This is a genomic window from Aerophototrophica crusticola (assembly GCF_012913305.1).
GTDB lineage: Bacteria > Pseudomonadota > Alphaproteobacteria > Azospirillales > Azospirillaceae > Niveispirillum > Niveispirillum crusticola.
On the sequence record NZ_CP051775.1, the window covers coordinates 1,112,156 to 1,136,464 of the forward strand.

23 protein-coding genes are annotated in these 24,309 nt (G+C 67.8%); 12 read left to right on the forward strand and 11 right to left on the reverse strand.

The genetic code is table 11. From position 1 onward, the window contains the following. Window positions 1–2: 2 nt before the first annotated feature. Window positions 3–305 (reverse strand): hypothetical protein, encoded by a 303-nt coding sequence (locus HHL28_RS05360; RefSeq protein WP_075769232.1) that lies wholly within the window; start codon window positions 303–305, stop codon window positions 3–5. A gap of 111 nt (window positions 306–416) precedes the next feature. Then, complete coding sequence (locus HHL28_RS05365; RefSeq protein WP_075769233.1) at window positions 417–755, reverse strand: hypothetical protein; 339 nt, start codon at window positions 753–755, stop codon at window positions 417–419. A gap of 225 nt (window positions 756–980) precedes the next feature. Here HHL28_RS05365 and HHL28_RS05370 point away from each other — a divergent pair, with 225 nt between their 5' ends. Both HHL28_RS05370 and HHL28_RS05375 read left to right on the forward strand, forming a co-directional pair. After that, entirely contained in the window at window positions 981–1,658 is a 678-nt protein-coding gene (locus HHL28_RS05370; protein WP_075769234.1) for a response regulator, read from the forward strand. 40 nt (window positions 1,659–1,698) lie between these two features. After that, the gene (locus HHL28_RS05375; protein WP_075769235.1) at window positions 1,699–2,211 is read left to right on the forward strand and encodes a hypothetical protein; all 513 of its coding nucleotides are present in this window, start codon (window positions 1,699–1,701) and stop codon (window positions 2,209–2,211) included. 57 nt (window positions 2,212–2,268) lie between these two features. Here the strand turns inward: HHL28_RS05375 and HHL28_RS05380 are convergent, their stop codons facing one another. Next, window positions 2,269–4,638: a Tex family protein gene (locus HHL28_RS05380; RefSeq protein WP_075769463.1), complete on the reverse strand. Its 2,370-nt coding sequence runs from the start codon at window positions 4,636–4,638 to the stop codon at window positions 2,269–2,271. 314 nt (window positions 4,639–4,952) lie between these two features. Between HHL28_RS05380 and HHL28_RS05385 the strand changes: the two genes are divergently transcribed. Further along, a complete protein-coding gene (locus tag HHL28_RS05385; protein ID WP_449687375.1) occupies window positions 4,953–5,408 on the forward strand; it encodes an NADH-quinone oxidoreductase subunit B family protein in 456 nt (151 codons plus the stop codon). On the opposite strand, the gene HHL28_RS05390 is transcribed toward HHL28_RS05385, so the two are convergent. Continuing rightward, window positions 5,392–7,074, reverse strand: coding sequence for an AAA family ATPase (locus HHL28_RS05390; RefSeq protein WP_169654835.1), 1,683 nt, complete (start codon window positions 7,072–7,074; stop codon window positions 5,392–5,394). The genes HHL28_RS05385 and HHL28_RS05390 overlap by 17 nt on opposite strands. Window positions 7,075–7,650: 576 nt before the next feature. Between HHL28_RS05390 and otsB the strand changes: the two genes are divergently transcribed. Beyond that, a complete protein-coding gene (otsB, locus tag HHL28_RS05395) occupies window positions 7,651–8,433 on the forward strand; it encodes a trehalose-phosphatase (RefSeq protein ID WP_075769237.1) in 783 nt (260 codons plus the stop codon). 123 nt (window positions 8,434–8,556) lie between these two features. On the opposite strand, the gene HHL28_RS05400 is transcribed toward otsB, so the two are convergent. Continuing rightward, entirely contained in the window at window positions 8,557–8,754 is a 198-nt protein-coding gene (locus HHL28_RS05400; RefSeq protein ID WP_075769238.1) for a hypothetical protein, read from the reverse strand. A 198-nt stretch (window positions 8,755–8,952) separates the two neighbouring features. On the opposite strand from HHL28_RS05400, the gene HHL28_RS05405 reads away from it, so the two are divergent. The 3 genes from HHL28_RS05405 (at window position 8,953) to HHL28_RS05415 (ending at window position 12,756) form a co-directional block, all read left to right on the forward strand. After that, entirely contained in the window at window positions 8,953–9,522 is a 570-nt protein-coding gene (locus HHL28_RS05405; protein ID WP_075769239.1) for a polysaccharide biosynthesis/export family protein, read from the forward strand. Window positions 9,523–9,689: 167 nt separating this feature from the next. Continuing rightward, a complete protein-coding gene (locus tag HHL28_RS05410) occupies window positions 9,690–11,159 on the forward strand; it encodes an ATP-binding protein (RefSeq protein ID WP_075769240.1) in 1,470 nt (489 codons plus the stop codon). Window positions 11,160–12,066: 907 nt separating this feature from the next. Further along, window positions 12,067–12,756, forward strand: a complete 690-nt coding sequence (locus tag HHL28_RS05415; RefSeq protein ID WP_075769241.1) for a LuxR C-terminal-related transcriptional regulator — start codon at window positions 12,067–12,069, stop codon at window positions 12,754–12,756. A 176-nt stretch (window positions 12,757–12,932) separates the two neighbouring features. Here HHL28_RS05415 and HHL28_RS05420 read toward each other — a convergent pair whose 3' ends face one another. Further along, window positions 12,933–13,655: a response regulator transcription factor gene (locus HHL28_RS05420; protein ID WP_404326578.1), complete on the reverse strand. Its 723-nt coding sequence runs from the start codon at window positions 13,653–13,655 to the stop codon at window positions 12,933–12,935. Between the two features lie 531 nt (window positions 13,656–14,186). Here HHL28_RS05420 and HHL28_RS05425 point away from each other — a divergent pair. The 5 genes from HHL28_RS05425 to HHL28_RS05445 all read left to right on the forward strand — a co-directional run bounded on the left by HHL28_RS05425 (window position 14,187) and on the right by HHL28_RS05445 (window position 19,849). Then, window positions 14,187–14,861, forward strand: coding sequence for a response regulator transcription factor (locus HHL28_RS05425; protein ID WP_075769242.1), 675 nt, complete (start codon window positions 14,187–14,189; stop codon window positions 14,859–14,861). Between the two features lie 213 nt (window positions 14,862–15,074). After that, on the forward strand, window positions 15,075–15,740 hold the full coding sequence (locus HHL28_RS05430; protein ID WP_075769243.1) for a tetratricopeptide repeat protein: 666 nt from the start codon (window positions 15,075–15,077) through the stop codon (window positions 15,738–15,740). A gap of 17 nt (window positions 15,741–15,757) precedes the next feature. Continuing rightward, a complete protein-coding gene (locus HHL28_RS05435) occupies window positions 15,758–17,134 on the forward strand; it encodes an outer membrane protein assembly factor BamB family protein (RefSeq protein ID WP_083698818.1) in 1,377 nt (458 codons plus the stop codon). 10 nt (window positions 17,135–17,144) lie between these two features. Next, window positions 17,145–18,569: a ribosome biogenesis GTPase Der gene (gene der, locus HHL28_RS05440; protein WP_075769245.1), complete on the forward strand. Its 1,425-nt coding sequence runs from the start codon at window positions 17,145–17,147 to the stop codon at window positions 18,567–18,569. Window positions 18,570–18,643: 74 nt separating this feature from the next. Then, the gene (locus HHL28_RS05445; RefSeq protein WP_075769246.1) at window positions 18,644–19,849 is read left to right on the forward strand and encodes a hypothetical protein; all 1,206 of its coding nucleotides are present in this window, start codon (window positions 18,644–18,646) and stop codon (window positions 19,847–19,849) included. A gap of 71 nt (window positions 19,850–19,920) precedes the next feature. Here HHL28_RS05445 and HHL28_RS05450 read toward each other — a convergent pair whose 3' ends face one another. From HHL28_RS05450 to HHL28_RS05470, 5 genes are all read right to left on the reverse strand, one after another. Further along, window positions 19,921–20,112, reverse strand: a complete 192-nt coding sequence (locus HHL28_RS05450) for a YbdD/YjiX family protein (protein WP_075769247.1) — start codon at window positions 20,110–20,112, stop codon at window positions 19,921–19,923. A gap of 4 nt (window positions 20,113–20,116) precedes the next feature. Then, a complete protein-coding gene (locus HHL28_RS05455; RefSeq protein WP_404326582.1) occupies window positions 20,117–22,180 on the reverse strand; it encodes a carbon starvation CstA family protein in 2,064 nt (687 codons plus the stop codon). 105 nt (window positions 22,181–22,285) lie between these two features. Beyond that, complete coding sequence (locus HHL28_RS05460; RefSeq protein WP_075769249.1) at window positions 22,286–23,176, reverse strand: alpha/beta hydrolase family protein; 891 nt, start codon at window positions 23,174–23,176, stop codon at window positions 22,286–22,288. Window positions 23,177–23,234: 58 nt separating this feature from the next. Beyond that, window positions 23,235–23,537: a CtrA inhibitor SciP gene (sciP, locus tag HHL28_RS05465; protein WP_075769250.1), complete on the reverse strand. Its 303-nt coding sequence runs from the start codon at window positions 23,535–23,537 to the stop codon at window positions 23,235–23,237. Between the two features lie 92 nt (window positions 23,538–23,629). Beyond that, the gene (locus HHL28_RS05470) at window positions 23,630–24,295 is read right to left on the reverse strand and encodes a flagellar hook assembly protein FlgD (protein WP_075769251.1); all 666 of its coding nucleotides are present in this window, start codon (window positions 24,293–24,295) and stop codon (window positions 23,630–23,632) included. Window positions 24,296–24,309: the final 14 nt, after the last annotated feature.

A 24,309-nucleotide genomic window follows, 5' to 3' on the forward strand; every position in this document is an offset into this window, starting at 1 on the left:
TGTCAGTTCAGGTAACGGGGCTTGGGCGGCAGCGCCATGCGCGGGCCGTCACTCCCAGCCGGGCGGCCCCGCAGTGTCTCCAGCTCGTCCCGCAGCCTGGCGTTCGCCGCAGCCAGAGCCAGAAGCTGGGCCCGGTTCTCATTCTGCTGGCGGTGCAGTGTGCGAATGCTCTCCGCCATCTCTCGGATGGCGCGGGATTGCGTCTCACCATAGGACTGCATCAGTCGGCGGACGCCCAGCATCACGCCGACCATGAACACCAGTAGCAAGGTGCTATCGAACAGCCACGTGTCGAACCAACCCATCAGGGCCCCCGGGGACAGGGAAGGGGGTGCCGGCGTCACCGGCTATCCCAACCCTTCCCTAAATGGGGGCATGATGCGGCAGGAAAAAGGCGCGAGGGGGCGCCAGGGGCATCAGGCCGCAGGGGCGGGGCGGCGGGACAGGCTGGCCAACTGCTCCCCGAAGGCGCGCAGCACGGGGGTGACGCGGTCGATCTGGTCCTTCACCACATGGGCGTCGGTCTTCAGGATGATGCTGGGGGCGGAGGCCATCAGCCGTTCGGTACGGAACGGGCCGATCTTCTCATCCAGGAACATGGACATGCCCATCAGCATGCCCAGGCTGACATCGTCCGGCGCGGCCGGGTCGGCCAGGGCGCCGTGGAGCTGTTCCAGCATCGCGTACATGACGATGGAGGTGCGCTCGATCGTGTCGTCGTGCGTGGTTTCCCGCGTGGGTTCGATGTTCGACATGGGATCGGCACTCCGCCAAGCTTGTTTGGGTAACAAACGCTAGGGCGCGGGCAGTAACGAAACCGTTAAAATACAAAACCGCATTTGGGGGGGGAAGGTGGGGGGTGAAGCGAAAGGGGCTTGTGCCAGAACCCATACGTAGGGATAGGTACCGGCCACACCGGTAGTACACCCACCCCGGCGGGGTTATCGTGCGCCGGCCCGTCCACCCGAATCCGGCGCGCCATGTCTCGGCACACGTCCAGCGGCAAGTTCTATCGCTTCGACGGCCTGTGCGTCCTGGTGGCGGACGACAACCGTTTCGTCCGCTCCATCCTGGTGACCATCCTGAAGGCGTTGGGCGTGGGCAAGATCCTCCAGGCCGACAACGGGGAGGAGGCGACGGCCATCCTGGACGTGTCCGCCCAGATGGTGGACAGCCGCGACATCGACATCGTCTTCGCCGACCATTTGATGGAGCCGACGGACGGACTGGGCCTGCTGACCTGGATCCGGGCGCATGAGAGCGACAAGGTCAAGTTCCTGCCCTTCGTGATGATGAGCGGGGAGGCGGACGTGAAGGCTGTCTGCGCCGCCCGCGACGCGGGCGTGACGGAATACCTGGCCAAGCCCATGTCGGTGATGAACGTGGCCACGCGCCTGCTGGCGATCATCGACAAGCCGCGCCCCTTCGTCCGGGCGCCCGGCTATTTCGGGCCGGACCGGCGCCGCCAGACCCTGCCCTATGACGGCAGCGACAAGCGCCTGATGCGGCCGGAGGATGTCCGGCTGGTGGATGAGGGCGAGCACATGGTGATCGAAAGCCAGTCGGCCGCCGAGGGGGCGCCGACATCCGAAGAAGCCAAGCCGGCCCCGGCCGAGCCCTCCGTGCCGGAACCGGTGGAAGCGGGGGCGGCGGCATGAGCGGTCGGGTCGGCGGGGAGCCTATGGTCGGGGGTGCGGGATGAGCGATCAACCGAAGCCGCGGGTGGAGATCATCCAGCGGGAGAACAAGCTCAGGGCCAAGGTGGGCGGCAGCCCTGACGGCAAGCCCGGCCGCATCGACCCGGCCGCCCTGGAGCGGGCCTCCACCCATGTCTCCCGCATGGCGGAGGCGCACAAGACCCAGACACGGATCGACCTGTCCGACCTGCAGGAGGCCTTCCAGAAGGCCATGACCGACCCGCAGAACCGCGCCACCCACCTGCGGCGCGTGTTCAAGATCAGCGACGGCATCCTGACCCTGGGCAAGACCTTCGGCTATGACCTGCTGTCGGATTTCGCCAACAACCTGAACCATTTCCTGGTGGGGCTGGACAACCCGACCCCTCAACAGATGCAGGTGGTCGCCCTGCATGTGGACGCCATGCATGTGCTGGTTCGCGACGACATGAAGGGCGACGGCGGCCCTATCGGCCGCGCCCTGTCGGAGTCGCTACACATGGCCCGGAGCAAGTTGGGCGGGAAGCGGGGGTAGGGTCCGGCACCCGGGTTTCCCTCTCTCCCCGGTGGGGAGAGAGGGAAGGGCGGCGGTTCAGCCCTTCTTCTTCGCCAGGGCCGCGGCCCATGCCTCTGCGAGGGCGCCGGAGGGTTCGGGTTGGCGTTGCTGCGGGGCGGCCGGGCGGGGCTGCTGCGGCTTGCCCTGGGGCGGGCGGCCCTGCTGGGGCGGGCGCTGGCCCTGGGAGGGGCGGCTGTCGCGGCGGTCGGCCTGGGGCTCGGGGCGGCGGGGGGCGGGGCGTTCGTCCAGCTTCATGGTCAGGGCGACGCGCTTGCGCTTCAGGTCCACTTCCAGGACCTTCACCTTCACGATGTCGCCCGCCTTCACCACCGTGTGCGGGTCCTTCACGAAACTGTGGGAGAGCTGGCTGACATGCACCAGCCCGTCCTGGTGCACGCCCACATCCACGAAGGCGCCGAAGGCAGTGACGTTGGTGACCACCCCTTCCAGCACCATGCCGGGCTCCAGGTCCTTCAGCTCCTCCACACCCTCCTTGAAGGTGGCGCTCTTGAAGGCGGGGCGGGGGTCGCGGCCGGGCTTCTCCAGCTCGCGCAGGATGTCCGTCACGGTGGGCAGGCCGAACCGCTCATCCGTGAAGTCGGCCGGGTCGAGGGAACGCAGGAACGCCACGTCGCCCACCAGCTTGTCCAGCGGGCGCCCGCTCTTGGCCAGGATGCGCTGCACGACCGGATAGGCCTCCGGGTGGACCGACGACGCGTCCAGCGGGTCGTCGCCGTCGCGGATGCGCAGGAAGCCGGCTGCCTGCTCGAACGCCTTGGGGCCGAGGCGGGACACCTCCAGCAACTGCTGCCGGCGGCGGAATGCGCCGTTCGTGTCGCGGAAGGCCACCACGTTCTTGGCGACAGACTCGGACAGGCCGGAGACGCGGGCCAGCAGAGGCACGGACGCCGTGTTCAGATCCACGCCCACGCCGTTCACGCAATCCTCCACCACGGCGTCCAGGGTACGGGCCAGCTTGGTGGGGCTGACGTCATGCTGGTACTGGCCGACGCCGATGGCCTTCGGCTCGATCTTCACCAGTTCCGCCAGCGGGTCTTGTAGCCGCCGGGCGATGGAAACGGCGCCGCGCAAGGACACGTCCAGGCCCGGGAACTCCAGGGCCGCCACCTCCGACGCCGAATAGACGGAGGCACCGGCCTCCGACACCATCACCTTGGTGAGGTTCAGTTCCGGGTGGCGCTTCATCAGGTCGGCGGCCAGCTTGTCCGTCTCCCGGCTGGCGGTGCCGTTGCCGATGGCGACCAGCTCCACCTTGTGCTTGGCGGCCAGGGTGGCGAGGGTGTGGATGGAGCCCTCCCAGTCCTTGCGAGGCTCATGGGGGTAGATGGTGGCGGTGTCCACCAGCTTGCCCGTGCTGTCCACCACCGCCACCTTCACGCCGGTGCGGATGCCGGGGTCCAGGCCGAGGGTGCAGCGCATGCCGGCCGGCGGGGCCAGCAGCAAATCCTTCAGGTTCCGGCCGAAGACGGTGATGGCCTCATCCTCCGCCCGTTCGCGGACCACGTTCATCAGGTCCAGCTCGATGTGCAGGGCGACCTTGGTGCGCCAGGTCCAGCGGCAGGTGTCCAGCAGCCACTTGTCCGCCGGGCGGCCCCGGTCGGCGATGCCGGCATGGGCGGCGACCATCACCTCCGCCGGGTGGGGGCTGCCGGGCTGCGGGTCCTCACCCACCGCCAGCTTCAGGTCCAGCACGCCGGCGGCGCGGCCGCGGAACAGGGCCAGGGCCCGGTGGCTGGCGATCTTGGTCACCGGCTCGGCGAAGTCGAAATAGTCGCTGAACTTGGCGCCTTCCTCCTGCTTGCCCTCCACGACAGTGGAGACGATGCGCCCCTCCCGCTGGGCGAACTCACGCAGGCGGCCCACCAGGGCGGCGTCCTCGCCGAAGCGTTCCACCAGGATGGCGCGGGCGCCGTCCAAGGCGGCCTTCACGTCGGCCACCCCCTTGCCCTCATCCACGAAGCCGGCGGCCTCGCCCTCCGGAACCAGGGTGGGGTCGGCCAGCAGCCGGTCGGCCAGGGGCTCCAGCCCCGCTTCCCGGGCGATCATCGCCTTGGTGCGGCGCTTGGGCTTGTAGGGGAGGTACAGGTCCTCCAGCCGCACCTTGGTGTCGGCCGAGTCGATGTCCCGCTCCAACTCAGGAGTCATCTTGCCCTGCTCGACGATGCTGGCCTTGATCGCCGTGCGCCGTTCTTCCAGCTCCCGCAAGTAGCGCAGCCGCTCCTCCAGGTTCCGGAGCTGGGTGTCGTCCAGGCCGCCCGTGACCTCCTTGCGGTAGCGGGCGATGAAGGGGACCGTCGAGCCCTCGTCCAGCAGGGCCACCGTGGCCTCCACCTGGGCGGGACGGACGGCGAGTTCCTGGGCGATGCGGGCGGAAATGCTGAGCATGGGGCCGGACAGGTTGCTGTGGGGAAGGACGGGTGCATAGCGCAGGTGCGCGGCCAGGGCTAGCCCAACCGTGGCCGGCCGCCCCAGGAGCAAGATTGCGACAGCGGAACGAAAAAGGATGATGGGTGCTTTTTCCGGTCCGGCAACAATGCTGTTAACGATTACTTAGGTCCCGGGCCGATATACCGGGAGCGCAACATTGGTTGCGTTTCCTCCCTAGCAGACTTGGCAAGGCCCCGTCGCTCCTGCGCCGGGGCCTTCTTTTTTGCCCAGGTTCCGACTGCGGCCCATTTCCCAAGGGGCATGGATGCCGCTTGCGCGGGCGTCAGACCATGTTCGGCATCATCGCCCGCAACATCTGGAAGGGGCCGCAGGTGGATGCCGGGTCCTGCAATGCCTGCGAACTGGAAATCCACGCCCCGAACAACCCGCTCCATGACCTGGAGCGGTTCGGGTTGAGCTTCGTCGCTTCCCCCCGCCATGCCGACGTGCCGCTGGTCACCGGCCCGGTGACGACCAACATGCGTGAGGCCCTGTTGCGGACCTGGGAAGCGACGCCGGACCCGAAATGGGTGGTGGCCCTGGGCCACTGCGCCATCGATAGCGGACTGTTCGCCGGCAGCTATGCCGTGGCCGGGGGCGTGGAGAAGGTGTTGCCGGTGGACCTGGTCATCCCCGGCCGCCCGCCGACCCCGCAAGAGATCCTGGCGGGGCTGCTGGGCCTGGTGGAGGCGGAAGCCCGCCAGCCTTCCCTCACGGGCGGAGGGTAGGCAACGGCGGTTCGTCCGCAGGCGGGGATTCCGGCGTCGTCTCCCTCGGGAGGGTGCGGAGGATACGGGTAGCCACGTCCTCCTCCGCCGGTGCCGGTGCCGGTCGGGCGGGTGGCTTCTCTGCCTTGGGCGGGGCGCGCTCCGCCCTGGCGGGGGTGGGTTTGGCCGCGTTGCGCGGGCCGTCGTCCCTGGCGACCCGACCGCCGCGTCTGCGGTTGTCCAGGCTGTCCAGCAGGTTGGTCACCTGCTGGTCGGCGGGGTCGATGCGCAGGGCGCGCTGGTAATACAGGCGGGCATACTCCCATTCACCCCGCCGCTCCGCGTTTCGGCCCCATACACGGTAGCTCTCCACCATACGGGCCTTCAGCATCCCGGCGGAGGGATGCTCGGGGTCCAGGGCGACGATGGCGTCGATGGTCTCCATCGCGTTGTCGCCCTTCGGCGTGACGAACTGGCGTTCGTCGATCTGCCGCTCCGCCTTTTCCACGAGGTCGGCCAGGAGGGGCGCGTTCTCCTTCGCACGGGGGGTCACCGGCTCCGTCGGTGCCTTCGGGCCCTGCACCGCCGGTTCGGCGGCTTCCGGACCGGTACCGTCCATCTCCGGGGTCTGCGGCGGCGGTGGCGGCGGTACGGCCAGGGCCACGTCACCCGGGTCTGCCGCAGGCTGTCCCACCGGGCCGGTGGAAGCCTGTGGGGGCGGGAGCGGCTCGGCGGGGATGGAGGGGCCGTCGACGGGGGCCCCCGGCAAGGGAGCCGGCACCTCCACCGTCCGGTTGGGGGCGCGGCCGGTCAATTCCTGCGCCGCCGAGCGGAGATCATCCAGGTTGCGGTCCCCGAGGAAGTAGACGCCGCCAGCCGCCGCCAGGCAGAGGCCGGCGATGCCGAACCAGACCGCGGTGCCCCGGCGGGAAGGCTCCGCCTGGTGGCGGTATGGCGAAGCTTGGGCCCGGAAATCCTGGCGCCCCTCCATTGTCCGCAACAGGGGCGGGGGCCGGTCCGGGTTGAGGCGGACGTCCCGTTCCTCCGCCATGCGGACGACACCACGCTGGGGCTGGTGGCCACGGCCGGGTTCCGCCTGCTGTGGCCGGTTGGTCGGGAAACCCCGCGAAGGCGGCTGTGGCCGGCTGTCCAACCGGTACAGTGTCCCCACGGCCCGCAGGGTGGGCAGCAGGTCGGCCTGGTCCAGCCTCTGCTCCAGGACGGGGCCGCCAGCCACCAGCACCTGCATGAAGCGCCCGGACCCGCTGACCTCCCCGGTCAGGTCCACCAGGTCGCGCAGCGTCTCCAGCGACAGCTTGTCAGCATCCTCGACCATGAGGATGCCGGTGCCCGCCCGCTCAAGCCGGTCCTCGAGCGTGTCCACCAGCTGGTCGAACTCCAACGTCGCGCTGGTGGGGCCCAGGTAGGTCCGCCCCGCGACCTCCACCAGGTCTTCCACCGTCACGCCCGGGCTGGAGGTGACGGTCATCACCAGGGAGCCGTCGATCTCGATATGCCGGGCCAGGCGGCCAAGCAGGGAAACACGCTCGCCCTGGTCCTCGCCGACAAGCACGAGCAGCCGCCGCCGGCCGATCACCGCCAGCAGCAGACCATTGAAAACGGCATCATGATCCAGGTTGGCATCCCCCTCATCCGGGTCGAGGGAAGCCAATGGGGCGCTCCGCATGTCGCGACCGCTCCTTGACAGTTTGCGTCGGACAGGAAACAGCGGGCCGGGCGACTTGGTCGCGCGGCCAGGCTGCCGATACCGGTGACTTTAGTGGAGTTGCAGGCATTTTGCTGCGACGCGGTAGGGGTGCCCCCTGGCCTTCCGGGGGAGGGTTAGCCCGTCTGTGCCCCGCCCGATGGCTTGGCCGCATAAGCGCCACTGCGGTTGGTCGGCGGTAGCGGGGTGCGCCACCGGCGTGCCGGCCCGCTTGTGTCAAATGTAAGACACAAAGGCATTCGGGACAAAGCCTACCCCTGTCGGGCCGGCGACCAGCCGGAAGGAGAGTTGCCCCTCTCCCAACCCTCTGGCAGAAAAAAGGCCGCTCGGGTGAGCGGCCTGAGTTTAGGGAGGAAACGCCCGAAACGGGCACTGCAGCAGAAGCCTGCTGCACTGCACAATGATAGGCCGGTAACGCCGGTTTGCAAGTGCCCAGACGGCCCCCAGCGGGGGCCGTTCTGTTTTCGGTGCAGGTCGCCCCTGGCTGTGGCCGGGGCGCATCACCCGACCCGATCCGTTTCCCCCGGAGAATCGACCATGAACCAGACCCCGGCCGCCCTGGACGATGCGGGCCTGACCCGGCTCGCGCGTGAGATCGCGGCGGCGAACCCGGTGTTCTTCCTGGACTATGACGGCACGCTGACGCCGATCATGCCCCGGCCGGAGATGGCCCAGCTCGACCCGGACATGCGGCTGCGCGTCGAAAGGCTGGCCGGGCGCTGCCCGGTTGCCGTGGTCAGCGGCCGCGACCTGGAGAATGTGCGGCAGATGGTCGGGATTCCCGGCATCGCCTTCGCCGGCAGCCATGGGCTGGACATCGATGCCCCATCTGGCCGGCAGCGCCTGGGCGAGCCCTTCCGTCCCGCCCTGAAACGGGCCATCCCAGCGCTCGAAGGGGCCTTGGCCGGAATCGAGGGCGCGCTGGTTGAGCCCAAACTCTATGCCGTCACCGTTCATACCCGCCTGGTGGACCCGGCGCTGAAGCCGCGGGTCGGCGAGGTTGTGCACGACGTCCTGGCCGGGGAACCCACCCTGCGCCACATGGCGGGCAAGGAGATGCACGAGCTGCGGCCCGAGTTGGACTGGGACAAGGGCAAGGCGATCCTGCACCTGATCGAGGCGGAGGGCTGGGGCGGCCACTACCCCGTCGTGCTGGGCGACGACGTGACGGACGAGGATGCCTTTATCGCCGTGAAGGGACGGGGCCTGGGCATCCGGGTGGATGACGGCAGCGGCCGCCCCACGGCCGCCACGGTGGTCTTGCCGGACATCCCGTCCGTAGGCCGCTTCCTGGATGCCGTGGTCGCTGCCCTGGGCTGACCGCCTGGGTGCCGGCGACCGCCGGGCCGCATATCCTGCCTGCGCGCTTGGGCCGGGTTCATGGGATTGGCGTGCCCGGCGCTCCGGTTGCCCCTGATCAGCGGCGATCAAGGGCCGCCGGCATCATGCCTCCCGCTTCGGCGGGTAGCTGGGCAGGTTGCGCTTGGGATTGCCCTTCTCATCCGTGTCGGGTTCGGGGATGCCGCCGGGGCTGTAGGGCATGGCGGGGTCGTCGCCCGGGTGCATGGGGGACGGGGAATTGTTGCCCTCGCGGGCCGGGCGGCCGGTGGTTACCGGACCATCGGGCGTGGGACGGCTCATGGCATGTCTCCGGTTCATGGGCGGCGGACAGGTACCTGATGCGAACAGGCACGAACGTCCCCCGGTTGCCGCCGGTTCCACCATCGCCCGACGTACTTCTTATTCCCGATCGGATCATGCTTCTCCGTTTTCCCCGCCTTGGTCGGGCGTCCTTACAGTGGCGTTAAGGGGCAAACGACAATCGAGAGGGATCTTTCCATGGTTTTCGCCAAGGCGCTCCGGCCGCTCGTCCTGCTCCTCGGCCTCGCGCTCGCAGCCTGTTCCCAGACCGCGCCGCCGCTGGAAACCAGTGCCATGACGGCCGATGCTGGGGTCTACCGCCTGGGATCCGGGGACAATGTCCGCGTCATCGTCTTCGGGCAGCAGCAGCTGTCGGGCGAGTTCTCCGTGGACGGCTCCGGCCGCCTCGCCATGCCGTTGATCGGCGAGGTGGAGGCCAAGGGCCTGACCCCGCGCGAGCTGGAGGGCCGCATCACCACGAAGCTGGCCGAGGGTTACATCCGTGACCCCAAGGTGAACGTCGAGGTGCTGACCTTCCGCCCCTTCTTCATCATCGGCGAGGTCAACAAGCCCGGCCAGTATCCCTACCAGTCCGGCATGACGGCCCTGAGCGCCGTCGCCGCCTCCGGCGGCTACACCTACCGGGCACGGCAGGACTACGTACTGATCACCCGGACCATCAACGGGCAGCGTCAGGAGCGCTCCGCCCCGCCCGAGACGCCGGTCCTTCCGGAGGATGTAATCCGTGTGCCCGAGCGTTTCTTCTGATTTGACCGGGGCATCTGCACCGCCCGCGCCGAAAATCCGTTCCTAGAGGGAGCCGCCGCAACCCGGCACCAACGGCGGAGGCGGCAAGGCCAGGGGGCCGCGACCAACCAGCCCCCGGCCTTGCCGTCGACAGGGTGTCCGCGGCCTTAACGAAACGCGACGGAAAAATGCGAACCTTCTTCCGAAAGCGGCGCCAACCCGACACCCTGGCGCCCGAATTCGACACGCCGCAGCCGATCCCGGCCTCGGGGTCGGCCCCTTACAATGCCCAGCGGCGCCATGACCCGTTGATGCCGGAGCCCTCGGGCCTGCGCATGGATGGGCCCATGCGCCGCCATGACGACCGCCGGAACGGCCCCATCGTGCCCGAGCGCAGTCCCAGCGCCGGGCCGGACGACGAGATGCCGCGCTTCGCCTTCCCCGTGTCCAACGGGATGCGCGGGGCGCTTGTCTCTGGCATCGAGCCGGAAGTCAGCAAGGCCCTGCGGGAGGCCTTCACCCCGACCCGCCCGAAGAAGGAGGTCAACGCCCTCTTCATCGGCCGCCTCGGCACCATCCGCCGCATCATCTCCGCCATCGAGGAGGAGCGGGCGCATGTGGTGCTGTATGGGGACCGCGGGCGTGGCAAGACCTCGCTTGCCAATGCCGTGGAGCAGATCGCCGTGCAGGCCGGCTATCTGCCGTCCAAGCTGACCTGCTCGGCGGAGATGGGATTCGAGGAGATGTTCCGCACCCTGTTGCGGCGCATTCCCGCCGGCTATTACAGGGGCGACGCCGGGCAGCCCTATATCCACGGGCGGACGACCGGCACCTTCGACGAGCGCCTGCCGCCGGGCCCCTTCACCGTCAGCCAGTTGGCCGAGGTGCTGGACGAGATCGCCGGCACCCATGTGATGCTGGTCCTGGACGAGTATGACCGGCTGGTCAACGAGGACGTGAAGAACAAGCTGGCCGAGCTGATCAAGAACCTGACCGACAAGGGCAGCCCGGTCACCCTGTTCATCATCGGCGTCGCCGAGAACGTGGACCAGCTCCTGGGCAAGCACCCTTCCATCCAGCGTGCCCTGGTCGCCGTCCACCTGCCGCCCATGAGCGACCGGGAGATCGAGCGCATCATCCTGTCCGGCTCGGAGGTGGCGGGCATCACCTTCACACCGGAGTCACGCCGGATCATCGTGAGCCTTTCCAAGGGTTTGCCCTATTACGCCCAGCTCCTCAGCCTCCACGCCGCCCGCGGCGCCGTGGCCCGGGGCAGCCGGGAGGTGCAGCGGACCGACATGACGGAGGCGGTGAAACGCTGCGCGGAGGAGGCGGAGCGGGGGCTGATCGAGGCCTACCACCGGGTCATCGGGGAAGGGCATGGGCGCACGGCCGACGTGCTGTACCTGGCCGCCCAGGCCCAGAGCGACGCCTTCGGCAGCTTCCTGCAGGAGGACCTGCTGGCCGTGCCGCTGCAACCCGGGGAGCGGCATCCGCCGCCGGAGGCGGTCGCGAGCATCCTCGACCAGCTGGCCGGCGGGCCCTATGCCGTGCTTGAGCGGGTGATCCTGCCGGGCGGGCACCGGCTGCGCTTCCGCAACCAGATGATGCGGCAGTTCGTGCTGCTGATGCAGGCGGAGCGCCGCGGGGTCCTATGAGGATCGTCTCCGGGGGCCGGGGGAGCGGTTCTGTCCGCTCCCCCGGCCAAGTCACGCTTGCGACAGGACCGCGCCCGGTGTCTGACCCCGATGATCGTCCGAACCAAGGCCGTGGCGGCAACCCGCGTCGGGTGCAGCCGCGGCCTTTCGCGTCCCGGACACGGGTCGCCATCTGGTTGGCAGCCATCATGCTGCCATGGTTGCTGGTCTTGCTGGCCCTGGCCTTCCTTGCCCGGGTAACAGGCTGACGGGCAGTCTTTCTTACATCCGTGTGTCAAAGGTGGGGCGGCCAGATTTCAATGGCCTGCTTGGTTAGCCACGAATGCTCCCAGCCAGAAGGCGCCCCTGGCGACAGTGGGGAATAGGCCGTTCGGCATGGGTCTTAATCCCATATTGCTGGGGGTCTAAGCGAACCCGTCCAAGCACATATGGCGGCTTAGCTGGCACAAGGCCCTACATTTTGTCTGTCAGCTGAGGGCGGCAGCGGCACTGCCGGTCTTCCTCAGCGTTGTGCAATTCTTTATCAGATGCTGTGAAACATTATTCATCATTGCCCGCATGTTTGTGGTCGTAGTCGGGTCCAATAATGAACATCACTGAATCACAGGGTTTCTTTCAGCCGTCTATCATCAAGGAAATGCTTCGAAATCAGATATAAAGACCATCCAATCTGATAGGCCGACGGCTTCTCCGAATTGGTAGGATGAAATCCGACCTATGCCAAAAGCGGCCGAGGTTTACTGCCTTCGAGCGATATTAATCGAATCGACACCGGGGTATTTTTCACCCGAAAGAGGACGACGGAATCGTCCCAGAAATCCGGGAGGCAGGGGGAAATGCCGACCGGCAAGCCGAAAGCGGCACCAAAAGTTAATCAACTAGCCAAATCTAGCGCGGGAGCATGAGCATGGAGAACGTTACGGCCTTCCTGATCGACGCCAACAAGCTCTTCCGTGAAGGGCTGAAGCGGCTGCTCGATGAGTCCCCGTTCCACATCGTCGCCGAAGCCGGCAACGTCCGTGAGGGCGTCACCATGGCCGAGCAGGGCCTGAAGCCGGACCTGATCCTGCTGGATCTGGTCAATGGCGGCGAGGAAGAAGCGGAGGCCATGCGGCGCCTGCGCCAGGTCCTGCCGAATTCCCGGATGGTGGTGCTGACCACCGATCTCTGCACCCGCCGTCTGTCCAACGCGCTGGAGGCCGGCGCTGACGGCTACCTGATGAAGGACCTGTCGTCCGACGCGCTGACCCAGTCCCTTCGGCTGGTGATGATGGGCGAGAAGGTGTTCCCGACCCACCTCGCCGCCCTGCTGATCAGCGGCCGCGTGAACGGCAATGGCCTGGAGATGCCCGTCTCCCGCAAGGGCTTGTCCCAGCGTGAGATCCAGATCCTGCGCTGCCTGCTGAACGGCGACAGCAACAAGATGATCGCCAACCACCTTAACATCACCGAAGCCACGGTGAAGGTGCACCTGAAGAGCTTGCTGCGGAAGATCAACGCCAGCAACCGCACCCAGGCCGCCATCTGGGCCCTCAACAACGGCATCGGCGGCGAGTTCAGCGGCGCCAACCAGCCGGCGGTCCAGGCCGTGGGCTGATCCGGCACACGGATCAAGGTACAGGACGGCGCGGCAGCGATGCCGCGCCGTTCTTTTATTGGGGATGGCAGGGCAGGGGGGACGGCCCCCGTAGCGCCGGCAATAAAAAAAGTCGGATCAGGCGGCCTTCCGACCGCTCAATCCGACCCGGACGAAAATTCCCGAGTCGCGCCCGATCAGGCGCTGCGGGCCTCATTCTGGCGCATGGTGGCCTGCCGCGCGGCAGGCAGGGCGCCCTGCTGGCGGGCGGCGAAGACGCCGGCCTCGGTACGGTTGCGGAAGTGCAGTTTGGCCAGGACGCTGCGCACCATCGACTTGATCACCGCCTCCGACAGGCCCAGCCGTTCCGCGATGGTACGGTTGTTCAGGCCTTGGCCCAGGAGCTGGAGGCAGCGGAACTCCACGTCGGTCAGCCGCGGCAGCAGGGTCAGGCGGATTTCATCCACCCCCATCCGGGACAGGAACTGCTTCGGGAGGATGCAGTGGCCTTCCACGCCCAGCTCGATCAACTCATTGACCCGGCTGAGGTTTATGTCCTCGAAGACCCACGCGTCGGCGAAGGCGAGGATATGGGCCGCATCCAGCAGCTCGCGGCTGCTGAGGATGACGATGATCCGGGACCGGCGGGAAAGCCGGAGATAGACCATCGGTTCATTCTCGCGCAGCGCGGCGAATTGCTGCACGTCGATCAGGATGACATCCGGCGTCGATGTCGCCTGGCTCAGTTCCGCAATATCCTGGCACACCGTGACCCGGTGTCGGCCATCGCGGTCAAGGGAAGCGAGTAGCTGGCTCGCGACCAGCTCGTCTCCCGGTACCAGACAAACATGCATTGTGTTCACCTTGCCTCGGCGGGATTTCTGCGCTGGCTCCATGGGGCGGCTGTTCTGGGCATCCATGTCGTCGCTCTTCTTGGGATATCTTCGCCAGGCGTGAACAATTTTGTTGTTCCGTTGCTTCCTGATTCCATTCGAAGTCAATCTAGGTGCTTAATACCTCCGAGCCAGTGCGGAATGCATGAAAAAGCATCGAATTTCCGCACTTTCGGGGTATATTTCTCCTCGTTGACTTGAAGACCATAAGATACGCAGGGGCACGGTTTCTCAAGGCAGGCAAACGGTTAGACCCCCATATCTTGTGATACCCCAGAGGATAGCCTGTACCTAGTGGACAGCTACCCCCCTTCTTCCGGGCGCGGCAGCGGCCGACCTTGAGGGTTAAGCAGTGAACCCATAATCGTATGGCCGGATTAGGCGGCCTGTTGCCTCTGGTTGCCGATGCTGCATCCGGGCAACGGTCGCACACGCGCAGGTCAAGAAAGTGCGATTGACGCTTGCATAATTCTGTATGGAACTGGCTACTAGTGTATAATCCGTACGCCCGGCCTCATTCGAGGCGCCGGTTCGTGCTTCAGCCAGAGCCCAAGACCGATGCACCTGCTGTACTCCGACCAAGACCCGGCCTTCCGCAAACGCCTGAACGCCATCCTGCGCCAATTCACCGGCGTGCGCTCGATAGCGGAATATGAGACCTTCGCTGAACTGTTGGATGCCCTAACCGGCCAAGCCTCCACGGATCGCTTGGTGGTGGCTGCCACCAACGGCCTGCAAAGGGGGGACATCCAACGCTTCGTCCAGGACAGGCCGACGGTCCCGCTGATCGTCGTTGGCGGCAACGACCCCGAGCGGATGCGCGCGGCGCTGGGGGAAGGCGCCCGCGGCTATGTCCGCCGCAGCGACATCGGCAGCGAGCTGGCCACCGCCGTGTCCGTGGTGCGGGACGGCGGCGTCTATGTCCCCCCGGTCATCGGGATGCGGGCGGGCAGTGAGCCGCTGATGACCACCGCCGGGCCGGTGCCGGCCGGCTTCTTCCGGGAGGATGCGGGCCAGACCCTGACCCCGCGCCAGCGGGAGATCCTGGCCATGATCCGGGCCGGCCACAGCAATACCGACATCGCGGAGGCGCTGGCCCTCACGGTGGGTACGGTGAAGATCCACATCACCGCCATCTTCAAGGCCCTGGGCGTGAAGAACCGTACCCAGGCCATCGTCGCGGCGGAATGGCTGGACCTGCCGGAGGTGCCGAAGCCCAAGCCGGCCTCGTGAGCCTGGGCCGTTGGCCGCCGGTCCCGCGGCGGCTCCCGTAACGTGGGGCCGCCCGCCGGGCACCGCCATATTTACGGCCCGATCATGCCTTTTCCTCCAAGTCCGGGGCAGGGCGCTAAGCCGTTCGGCGGGGGCCGTCCTTGACCGGCGGCGGGGCGTCTGCTATCCGCGGCCTTTGTCCATCGTTGCCGGCCGGCGGCCGGGGGTGAGTGCATGTCCGACATCTTTCGCGAGGTCGATGAAGACCTTCGCCGAGACCAGCTTGCGAAGCTCTGGAAGCGGTACGGTTCGGCCATCATGGCCGGTGCCGTCATCATTGTCGCCGGGACCGCTGGCTATGTCGGTTGGGAGCGGTACACCGCCTCCCGTCAGGAAGCCCGTACCGCTGTTCTGACCGAGGCCCTGGACAAGGCCCGACCTGCCGAGGGCCAGGCGTTCGACGCCAAGGCCGCGGCGGACACCCTGGCCAATGCCGCGGGCCAGCTTGATGGCGGCCCCGCCGTCCTGGCGCGGTTCTATCAGGCGGCGGCGCTGGTGAAGGCCGGCGACACGGCAGGGGCCATCGCCCTGTACGACCAGCTCGCCGGGTCCGGCGACGTCGGTCCTGCCCTGCGCGACCTGGCCGTCGTCCAATCCGTGATGCACCAGGTGGACATCGGCGACCCCGCCCAGCTCCAGGCCCGCATCGCCCCGCTGATGGGCGCCGACAGCCCCTGGCGCTGGTCAGCCCGGGAGATTGCCGGCCTGCTGGCCATCCGCGCCGGCGACCAGGCCAAGGCCCATGAGATGTTCAAGCAGTTGGCGGAGGATGTGGACAGCCCCCCGGGCATCCGTAGCCGCGCCACCGAACTCGCCGCCCTTTACGCGCCGCAGCCATGACGGCAGGAAAACCGACCGTGCAGATCCATGCTCCCCTGGCCGCCCCCGTGAATCGGGCCCGTTCCACCCGCGCCCGCATCGTGGCCGCCCTGGCCGCCTGCCTGATGCTGTCCGGCTGCGGCATCACCGATTGGTTCAGCGGTGACGACGAGGATGTGGAGAAGCTGGCCGGCAACCGGATCTCCGTCCTTCAGCTCGAGCAGCGAATCGAGGTCGACCCCGGCCTGGCCGAGCGTCAGGTCGCGCTGCCGGCGCCGGTGGTGAACACGGCCTGGGCCATGCCCGGCGGGACCCCTGCCCACAACATGGGCCACCTGGCCCTGCCGCCCACCCTGTCCAAGGCCTGGAGTGCCAGCATCGAGGGCTCCAGCGGCACCACGCGCCTGCTGTCCAGCCCCATCGTGGTGAATGGCCGCGTCTATGTGCTGGACACGGATTTCGAGCTGCACGCCTTCGACGAATCCAACGGCCGCCGGCTCTGGTCCAAGGACATGCGGCGGGAGAACATCGGGGATGAGGAGGCGCTGGGCGGTGGCGTGAGCTTTGGTGACGGCCGCCTGTTCGTCACTACCGGTTTCGGTGAGGCCATCGCCGTGAACCCGGACAATGGCGACGTGATCTGGCGGCAGCGGATCGCCGGCCCGACCCGGTCCGCCCCCACCGTCGCGGCCGGCCGGGTCTTCGTGTTGGCCACGGACAACCAGCTCATCACCCTGGCGGCCGACAGCCGCCTGCTGCAATGGACCCACACCGGCCTGCTGGAGCCCACGACCCTGCTGGGCGGCTCCGCCGCGGCGGTGGAGGGTGACACCGTGGTGGTGCCTTACTCCAGCGGCGAGCTGTTCGCCCTGCGGGTGGAGAACGGCCGCCAGAACTGGCAGGAGACCCTGGCCGCGGTGCGCCGGGGTGAGAACCTGACCGGCCTTGCCGATATCCGCGGCCTGCCGGTGGTAGACAATGGCCAGGTCTTCGCCATCAGCCATTCCGGCCGCATGGCCGCGGTGGACCTGCGCACCGGCCAGCGGGTCTGGGAACAGGATGTGGGCGGCCAGACGACTCCGGCCGTGGTGGGCGAATGGATATTCGTCACCACGAACGATGCCCAGGTGGTCGCCCTGGCGCGCGACACGGGCCGCATCCGCTGGATCAGCCAACTCGACCAGTTCGAGGACCCCGGTGACCGCGAGGGCCCCATTTCCTGGTCCGGCCCCTTGGTGGCAGGCGGGCGCCTGCTGCTGGCCAGCAGCCACGGGCAGATGGTGGAGCTGTCGCCGGAGACCGGGGACCGCATCAAGAAGACCGACCTGCCGGACCCAGTGATGGTGCCGCCTGTTATCGCCAACAACACGCTGTTCATCCTCACCGAGGATGGCGAGCTGGTGGCTTATCGCTGATCAAAGGGGAATGCCCGTGGCCCAGCGGCTCACGGTTGCCATCGTCGGCCGGCCCAATGTGGGCAAGTCCACCCTGTTCAACAGGTTGGTGGGCAAGAAGCTCGCCCTGGTGGACGACACGCCCGGCGTGACCCGCGACTGGCGGGCCGCGGACGCGCGCGTGGGCGGCCTGGACCTGACGGTGGTGGACACCGCCGGCCTGGAGGAGGTCTTCGATGACAGCCTCGAGGCCCGCATGCGCCGCCAGACGGAGCGGGCCATGGAGCGGGCGGACGTCATCCTGTTCATGGTGGATGCCCGCGCCGGCATCACGGGCATGGACCGGCACTTCGCCACCTGGCTCCGCCGCAGCAACCGTCCGGTTGTCCTGGCCGCCAACAAGGCGGAAGGGGCCGCCGCCCGCTCCGGCCTGATCGAGGCGTATGAGCTGGGGCTGGGGGAACCCATCGCCATCTCCGCCGAGCATGGTGAGGGCATGGCGGACTTCGTCCAGGCCCTGCTCCCCTTCGTGAAGGAAGAGGAGGAGGGGGAAGCCGGGGAGGCGGAGGTTGCCGAGCCGGCTGAGCTGGATGCGGAGGCCGCGGCCGCGGCAGGCCTGGACTTGCCGGCCGAGCCGGAGCCCAAGGCGCTCCAGATGGCCATCGTCGGCCGCCCGAACGTGGGCAAGTCCACCCTGGTCAACAGCCTGGTGGGTGAGGAGCGGGTGCTCACCGGCCCCGAGGCCGGCATGACCCGCGACGCCATCGCCGTGGAATGGTCCTGGAAGGGCCGGCCCGTGCGGCTGGTGGACACGGCGGGCCTGCGCAAGCGCGCCCGGGTGGAGGCCAAGCTGGAAAAGCTTGCCGTCGCCGACACGTTGCGCGTCATCCGCATGGCCCATGTGGTGGTGCTGGTGCTGGATGCGGACGGCATCCTGGACAAGCAGGACCTGACCATCGCCCGGCTGGTGGTGGAGGAAGGGCGCTCCCTGGTCATCGCGCTGAACAAATGGGACGCGGTGCAGGACAAGCAGGCCGCGCTCCAGCAGATGAAGGACCGGTTGCAGACGTCGTTGCCCCAGGCACGCGGCGTGCACACGGTGACCATCTCCGCCCTGAAGGGCCAGAAGCTGGACACACTGCTGGACACGGTGTTCGAGGCCTATGCCCTCTGGAACCGCCGCATCCCCACGGCCCAGCTGAACCGCTGGCTGAAGGAGATGACGGAGGCCCACCCGCCGCCGCTGGTGGATGGCCGGCGGCTGAAGATCCGCTACATGACCCAGGTGAAGGCCCGCCCGCCCACCTTTGCCCTGTTCGTCAGCCGGCCGGTGGAGCTGCCTGAGCAGTATTCCCGCTATCTGGTCAACGGCCTGCGGGAGGTGTTCGGCATGCCGGGCGTGCCGATCCGCATGCTGTTGCGCAAGGGCAGCAGCAATCCTTACGCGGACGACTGACGGCGGAACGACCCGCATTTCAGCTTAGGTGATGGCCTCCTCCGGCGGTATTATCCCCATCGGAGGGGTGCCCCGTGTTCTTCGGTCTCGGCTTCTGGAACCGCAAGGTCAGTTATGAGGTCTTCCTGCAATCGGAAGGTCGCTGGCAGCTCGACTGTGTCTGCGATGAGGAAGAAGTCGCCATCGCGGAGGCCAAGCGCATCCTCGCCACCGGCCGCAGCACCCTGACCAAGGTCGTCCGGCTGCGCACCCTGGTGAATGGTGCCAGCAGTGAGACGGTGGTCTATGAGCAGGAGGTGAAGGTCGCCTCCGTCAAGCCCATCAGCATCTCCACCCCCTCGGGGGAAGTGGTCGTCTGCCGCGGGGTGGACGACATCCTCGGCCCCGCCGGGCGGCGAACGGTGGGGCAGGTGATGCGGGACTACCTGCAACGCACCGGCATCACGGCCACGGAACTGCTGCACAACTACAGCCACCAGCGGAAGCTGCAGGACAAGGGCGGGCTGATCATCGCCGCCGTCCACAAGGTCGCCGGACTCCAGGCCGCGGCCACGGGGGAGACGGCGAAGGCCCGGGTGGGCGTGCTGGACAAGCTGGTGGATGAGGTGGAGCGCAAGGCCCGCATGTTCGCGGGGGAGCGGGGCGGCTATCCCCCCTTCAGGGGGAGCGACTTGGCAGGCTACAGCGCCGCCGTTCGTGCCAAGGCAGGGGACGAGGCCCATGACTATGCCCTGCGCTCCCTGCTGAGTGTCTGGCTGTTCGAGTTCCGCAGCCTGCCGGCCAAGGTGGAGGTCCTGGCCAACTTGGCGATGGAGACGCCGGACCCGGCCTTGTCGCCGCTGCTGGACGGAATGCTGGCCGACGGGCTGATCTTCGCGGAAGTGGTGCAGGAGCTGTTCGGCGCCCAGCCCAGCCTGGGCCACTGCCTTGTGGCGATGGCCGGAATCCTGGTGGGCCATGACGAGGCCGTCGCCAATGCCCCGTCCCCCGCGCTGAAGCAGATCGCCGGCCTGATACGGTCGGGCATCGCGCCCGAGTCCCGGGATGCCATGGCGGAGCGGCTGCTGCGTGAGCTGGCCAGCGACCGGCCCTTGGACAGCCGCAACCCGGAAAACGACCCGACCCTGCTGGAAGCCCTGGTCCCGCTGCTGACGGCGGAGAACATGCCTCTGGACAGGGAGCGGGTGGAAAAGCTGCTGGCCGAGCGCCGCACCCGCCAGCGCCAGGCCGTGCTGCGGGCCCATGGCTTGCACAGCGTGGCGGACAACCTGCGGCCGTGAGGGCTACGGCACGGACTTGCGAGGCCCGTAGGTCGGGGTGGCCAACGGGAACCCCGACATCATCGCCAGCCTCAGCAACACCGGTTCACCCCGCTCCACCGCCGGTCCAATTCGGACAGGTAGAACGCCTCCCGGTCCAGGGGCGGTTCCTCCGGGTGGGTGACCGCGTGGCGGGCCAGGTAGGTCTCATAGGCACTGTCGCCGGACACCTCCCGCAGGACGGTCCAGGCGGTGCGCAGGAAGCCGGCCGGGCCCGCCATCATGGCCTCAATCCTCCCCGGCCATGCGCGGCGTCAACTGGTCCATGGCCACATAGGGCGCCTCGGACAGGGGCGGCACCGATTTGCCCTGGGTATGGCGGAGGGAGATGCGGACCATCTCGATGATGGTCACCCACAGCACCAGGATGAAGAACACGGTCAGGCCCGCGTCCAGCCGCTGGTTGAAGATGAGCTGTGGCGCAGCGGCTGCCTGGGCCGCAGACAGGGTACCGGCTTCCAGCTTGGCGGCCATGGTGTCGGCCCCGGCGATGAACCCCACCCGCGGGTCGGCGGAGAACAGCTTCTGCCAGGCGGCCACCGTGGTGGTGACGGCCAGGAAGGCCATGGGCAGGCCGGTGACCCAGGCGAAGCGCAGCTTGCCCTGCTTCACCAGGATGGTGGTGGCGATGGCGAGCGCGATGGCGGCCAGCATCTGGTTGGAGATGCCGAACAGGGGCCAGAGGATGTTGATGCCGCCGTTGGGATCGATGACGCCCACATAGAGGAAATAGCCCCACGCCCCCACGAACAGGGCGGAGCAGATCACGGTGGATACATAGGACCCGGTGTTGCCCAGGGGCCGGTAGATGTTGCCCAGCAGGTCCTGCAGCATGAACCGGCCCACCCGGGTGCCGGCATCCACCGCCGTCAGGATGAACAGCGCCTCGAACATGATGGCGAAATGGTACCAGAGGGCTATCAGGCCCTGGCCGAAGGCGCCGGCGAAGATGTGGGCCATGCCCACCGCCAGGGACGGGGCCCCGCCGGTCCGGTGCATCAGCGTGGTCTCACCCATCTCCTTGGCCAGGGCCGTCATGGTCTCCACCGTCACGGGGAAGCCCCAGCTGCTTATGGTGGCCACCGCCTGCTCCGGCGTGGCGCCCACCACGCCGGGGGCGCTGTTGATGGCGAAATAGACGCCGGGGTCCAAGACGCAGGCGGCGATCAGGGCCATGATGCCGACGAAGCTCTCCATCACCATGCTGCCATAGCCTACCAGCCGCAGGTCCGCCTCGCTGGCGATCAGCTTGGGCGTGGTCCCGCTGGAGATCAGGGCATGGAAGCCGGAGACGGCACCGCAGGCGATGGTGATGAACAGGAACGGGTAGATGTGCCCGGCCACCACGGGGCCCGTACCGTCCACGAAGCGGGTGACGGCGGGCATATGCATGTCCGGCCGCAGGATGATGACGGCAAAGGCCAGCAGCAGGATGGCGCCCAGCTTGATGAAGGTGCTGATGTAGTCCCGCGGCGCCAGCAGCAGCCAGACCGGCAGGATGGCGGCCACGAAGCCATAACCGATGACCGCCAGGGCCAGGGCCGGCCCGTCATAGTCGAACAAAGGCGCCAGGGTCGGGCTTTCCGCCACCCAGCCGCCGCCCACCGTGGCGGCCAGCAGCAGCACCAGGCCGATCAGCGACCCCTCAAGCACCCGGCCGGGCCGCAGCACGCGCATGTAGATGCCCACCAGGATGGCGATGGGGATGGTCATGGCCACGGTGAAGGTGCCCCAGGGGCTGTGCTTCATGGCGTTGACCACCACCAGGCCCAGCACGGCCACGATCAGCACCATGATCAGCAGCGTGCCCACCAGGGCCGCGGCCCCGGCCACGGGCCCCAGCTCGTCCCGCGCCATCTGGCCCAGGGTGCGCCCGTCGCGCCGGGTGGAGCCCCAGAGGATGACCATGTCCTGCACGCAGCCACCCAGGACGGAGCCCACCAGCAGCCACAAGGTCCCCGGCAGGTAGCCGAACTGGGCCGCCAGCACCGGCCCCACCAACGGCCCGGCCCCGGCGATGGCCGCGAAATGGTGGCCGAATGTGATCCAGCGGTGGGTGGGCACATAGTCCCGCCCATCATTCAGCCGCAGGGCCGGCGTGGCCCGCGTCGGGTCTGCGGACAGCACGGTGGCGACGATCCAGCCGGCATAGAGCCGGTAAGCCACGGCATAGATGCCCGCAGCGGCCGCGATGAACCAGAAGGCGTTGATCGTCTCCCCCCGGTTGAGGGCGATGCCACCCAGGCAGGCGGCCCCGAAGATGCCGACGACCACCCAGACAAGGTTTTTCATGAGCGTTTGCACCGGACATGCCTCCGCGACGGGCCCGCCACCCGGCGTGGCGTCCTGCCGGTGAAACGCTGGAACTCAGGAATAGTCACACGGGGTTTGTGGGTTTTACCGTCCGGCCGGGGCGGGACGGTCGAACCACTCGGCCATGTTCTCCCACAGCCGCTCGGCACCCTTCTTGAACATGCCCAGATGGCCCACCCGCTCCGGTCCCACCTCCGCCGGGGTCAGGTGCCAGCGGGTGATCCTGGCGCCGGCGAAATTCTCATGCAGGTCATCGATGGGGCGGGGCGGCATGATCTCGTCATCGCTGACGCTGAGCACCAGCATGGGCCCCTGCCACTTGGCGAAACTGGGGTTGGGCGGGTGGCGCGAGGTGGGGCGGACATAGCCCGGCGTGTTGCACATGCGCGCCCATTCCAGCGCCGCCTCCCGCGGGATGTCGCCGACGACACCCATCCGGCTGCCGGGAAACCAGCCGATGGTGTGGGCGAAGGCAGGCATGACCATGGTCCACAGGGTCGCCCGCATCACGTTCTGCGGATAGGGCTGGAACCCCCAATAGCCGTTGCCGCTGGCCACGGATATGACGGCATCCACAAGGGTGTTGTTCGGAGACAGGCCGAAGGCCATGGAGCCCAGGCTGTGTCCCGCCAGCCGCAGCGGCACGCCGCCCAGTTCCCGCGCCCGCTGCGCGGCCACGTCCAGGATGGCGGCAAGGTCCAGCGTGCCGAAGCCGGTGAAGCCGCCCACCGCGTCCTTGCGGCTGGCCGGGCCGGACCCGCCGGTGCCGCGGACGTCGAAGCTCAGGACCGCATGTCCCCGGTCCGCCATCCGGGCAGCGAAGTGCCGGTAGAAGCCCCGCGGCACGCCCATGGCGGAGGCGATGACCAGGACCGCCTTGGGGTCGGCTGGGACGGTCCAGGTGGCGGCGAGGGGGAACCCGTCCCGGGCGGGAATCACCGTGTCCCCGCCGGCCAGCGCCTCGACTTGTTTCATGGTCCCATCCCCCCTTTGTCTCTCGACGGCGGGAGGATGGACCGATACGCCGCTTTTGTCAGCCGCGCCGGTAGTCTTGCAACCGGGTCACCCGAAGGGCGGAGACGCCATGCCGGTCGATCAGGCGCTCCCAGGACTGGAATTCCTCCTCGGAAAGCTGGTAGCGGGCCAAGGCCTCCTCCCGGGTGATCAGGCCTTGGCGAACCCCTTCCACCACCTCCGCCTTGCGGCGGGTGACCCAGCGGCGGGTATCGGGCGGCGGCAAGTCCTCGAGTGTCAGCAGGGTCGGCCGGGCCGGCCCCCGGTGCTGTGCCTCTGCCGTGTACTCCAGAACATGGGCGCCGGCGGTATCGGCTGCCATCGTGCAAGTCCCTCGTCGAACCGGAAATCTAACCCCATCGATAGGGTATGCCACTTAAGATCCGGTGAACGGGGTTTCTTGCTGCCTTGATGTCAGCGGACCGCGGTGACCTTGCCCATCACCACGGGCATGTCGCCCACCATCAGGTATGGGTTCTCCGTCGTCAGGTCGACGCCGGTCACCCGGCCGGCAACGCGCATGATGCCGCCAATCGCCTTGCCGTCCTTGCCCTGGGCGACCAGCTTGGCGTCATAGGTGCCGTCTTCCACCTGCTTCCCGCTGGCGTCCTTCCCGTCCCAGCTCACCGCCTGGGTGCCGGCCTTGTTGGACAGGGGAAGGGTCCGGATCACCTTGCCCTTGGAGTCCAGGATCTGCAGCTCGGCGGAGGACGTGGTGGCGTCGAAGGTCATGGCCAGGTCGGCCCGGCCGTCCTGCAGGGGGATCTGCTCGCTCACGGTCTCGATGGTCCGGCCCATGTAACCGATGGCTTGGCTGGGCTGGCCCCGGTTGATGGAGGAGATGACGTTCTCCAGGTTCTTGTTGGTGGCGATGGACTGCTCCACCTGTGAGAACTGGACGAGCTGCTGCGTGAACTGGGACGGGTCCTGCGGGTTCAGGGGGTCCTGGTTCTGGATCTGCGTGGTCAGCAGCTTCAGGAACAGCTCGTAGTTCTGGCTCAGCTCGGCGGAGCTGTCCTTCTTGCCGTTGGCGGCGGTGGTGGCGCCGGCGGTCTGGGCGTTGGCGGCAGAGATGGTCATGGCCCGGGTCCTCC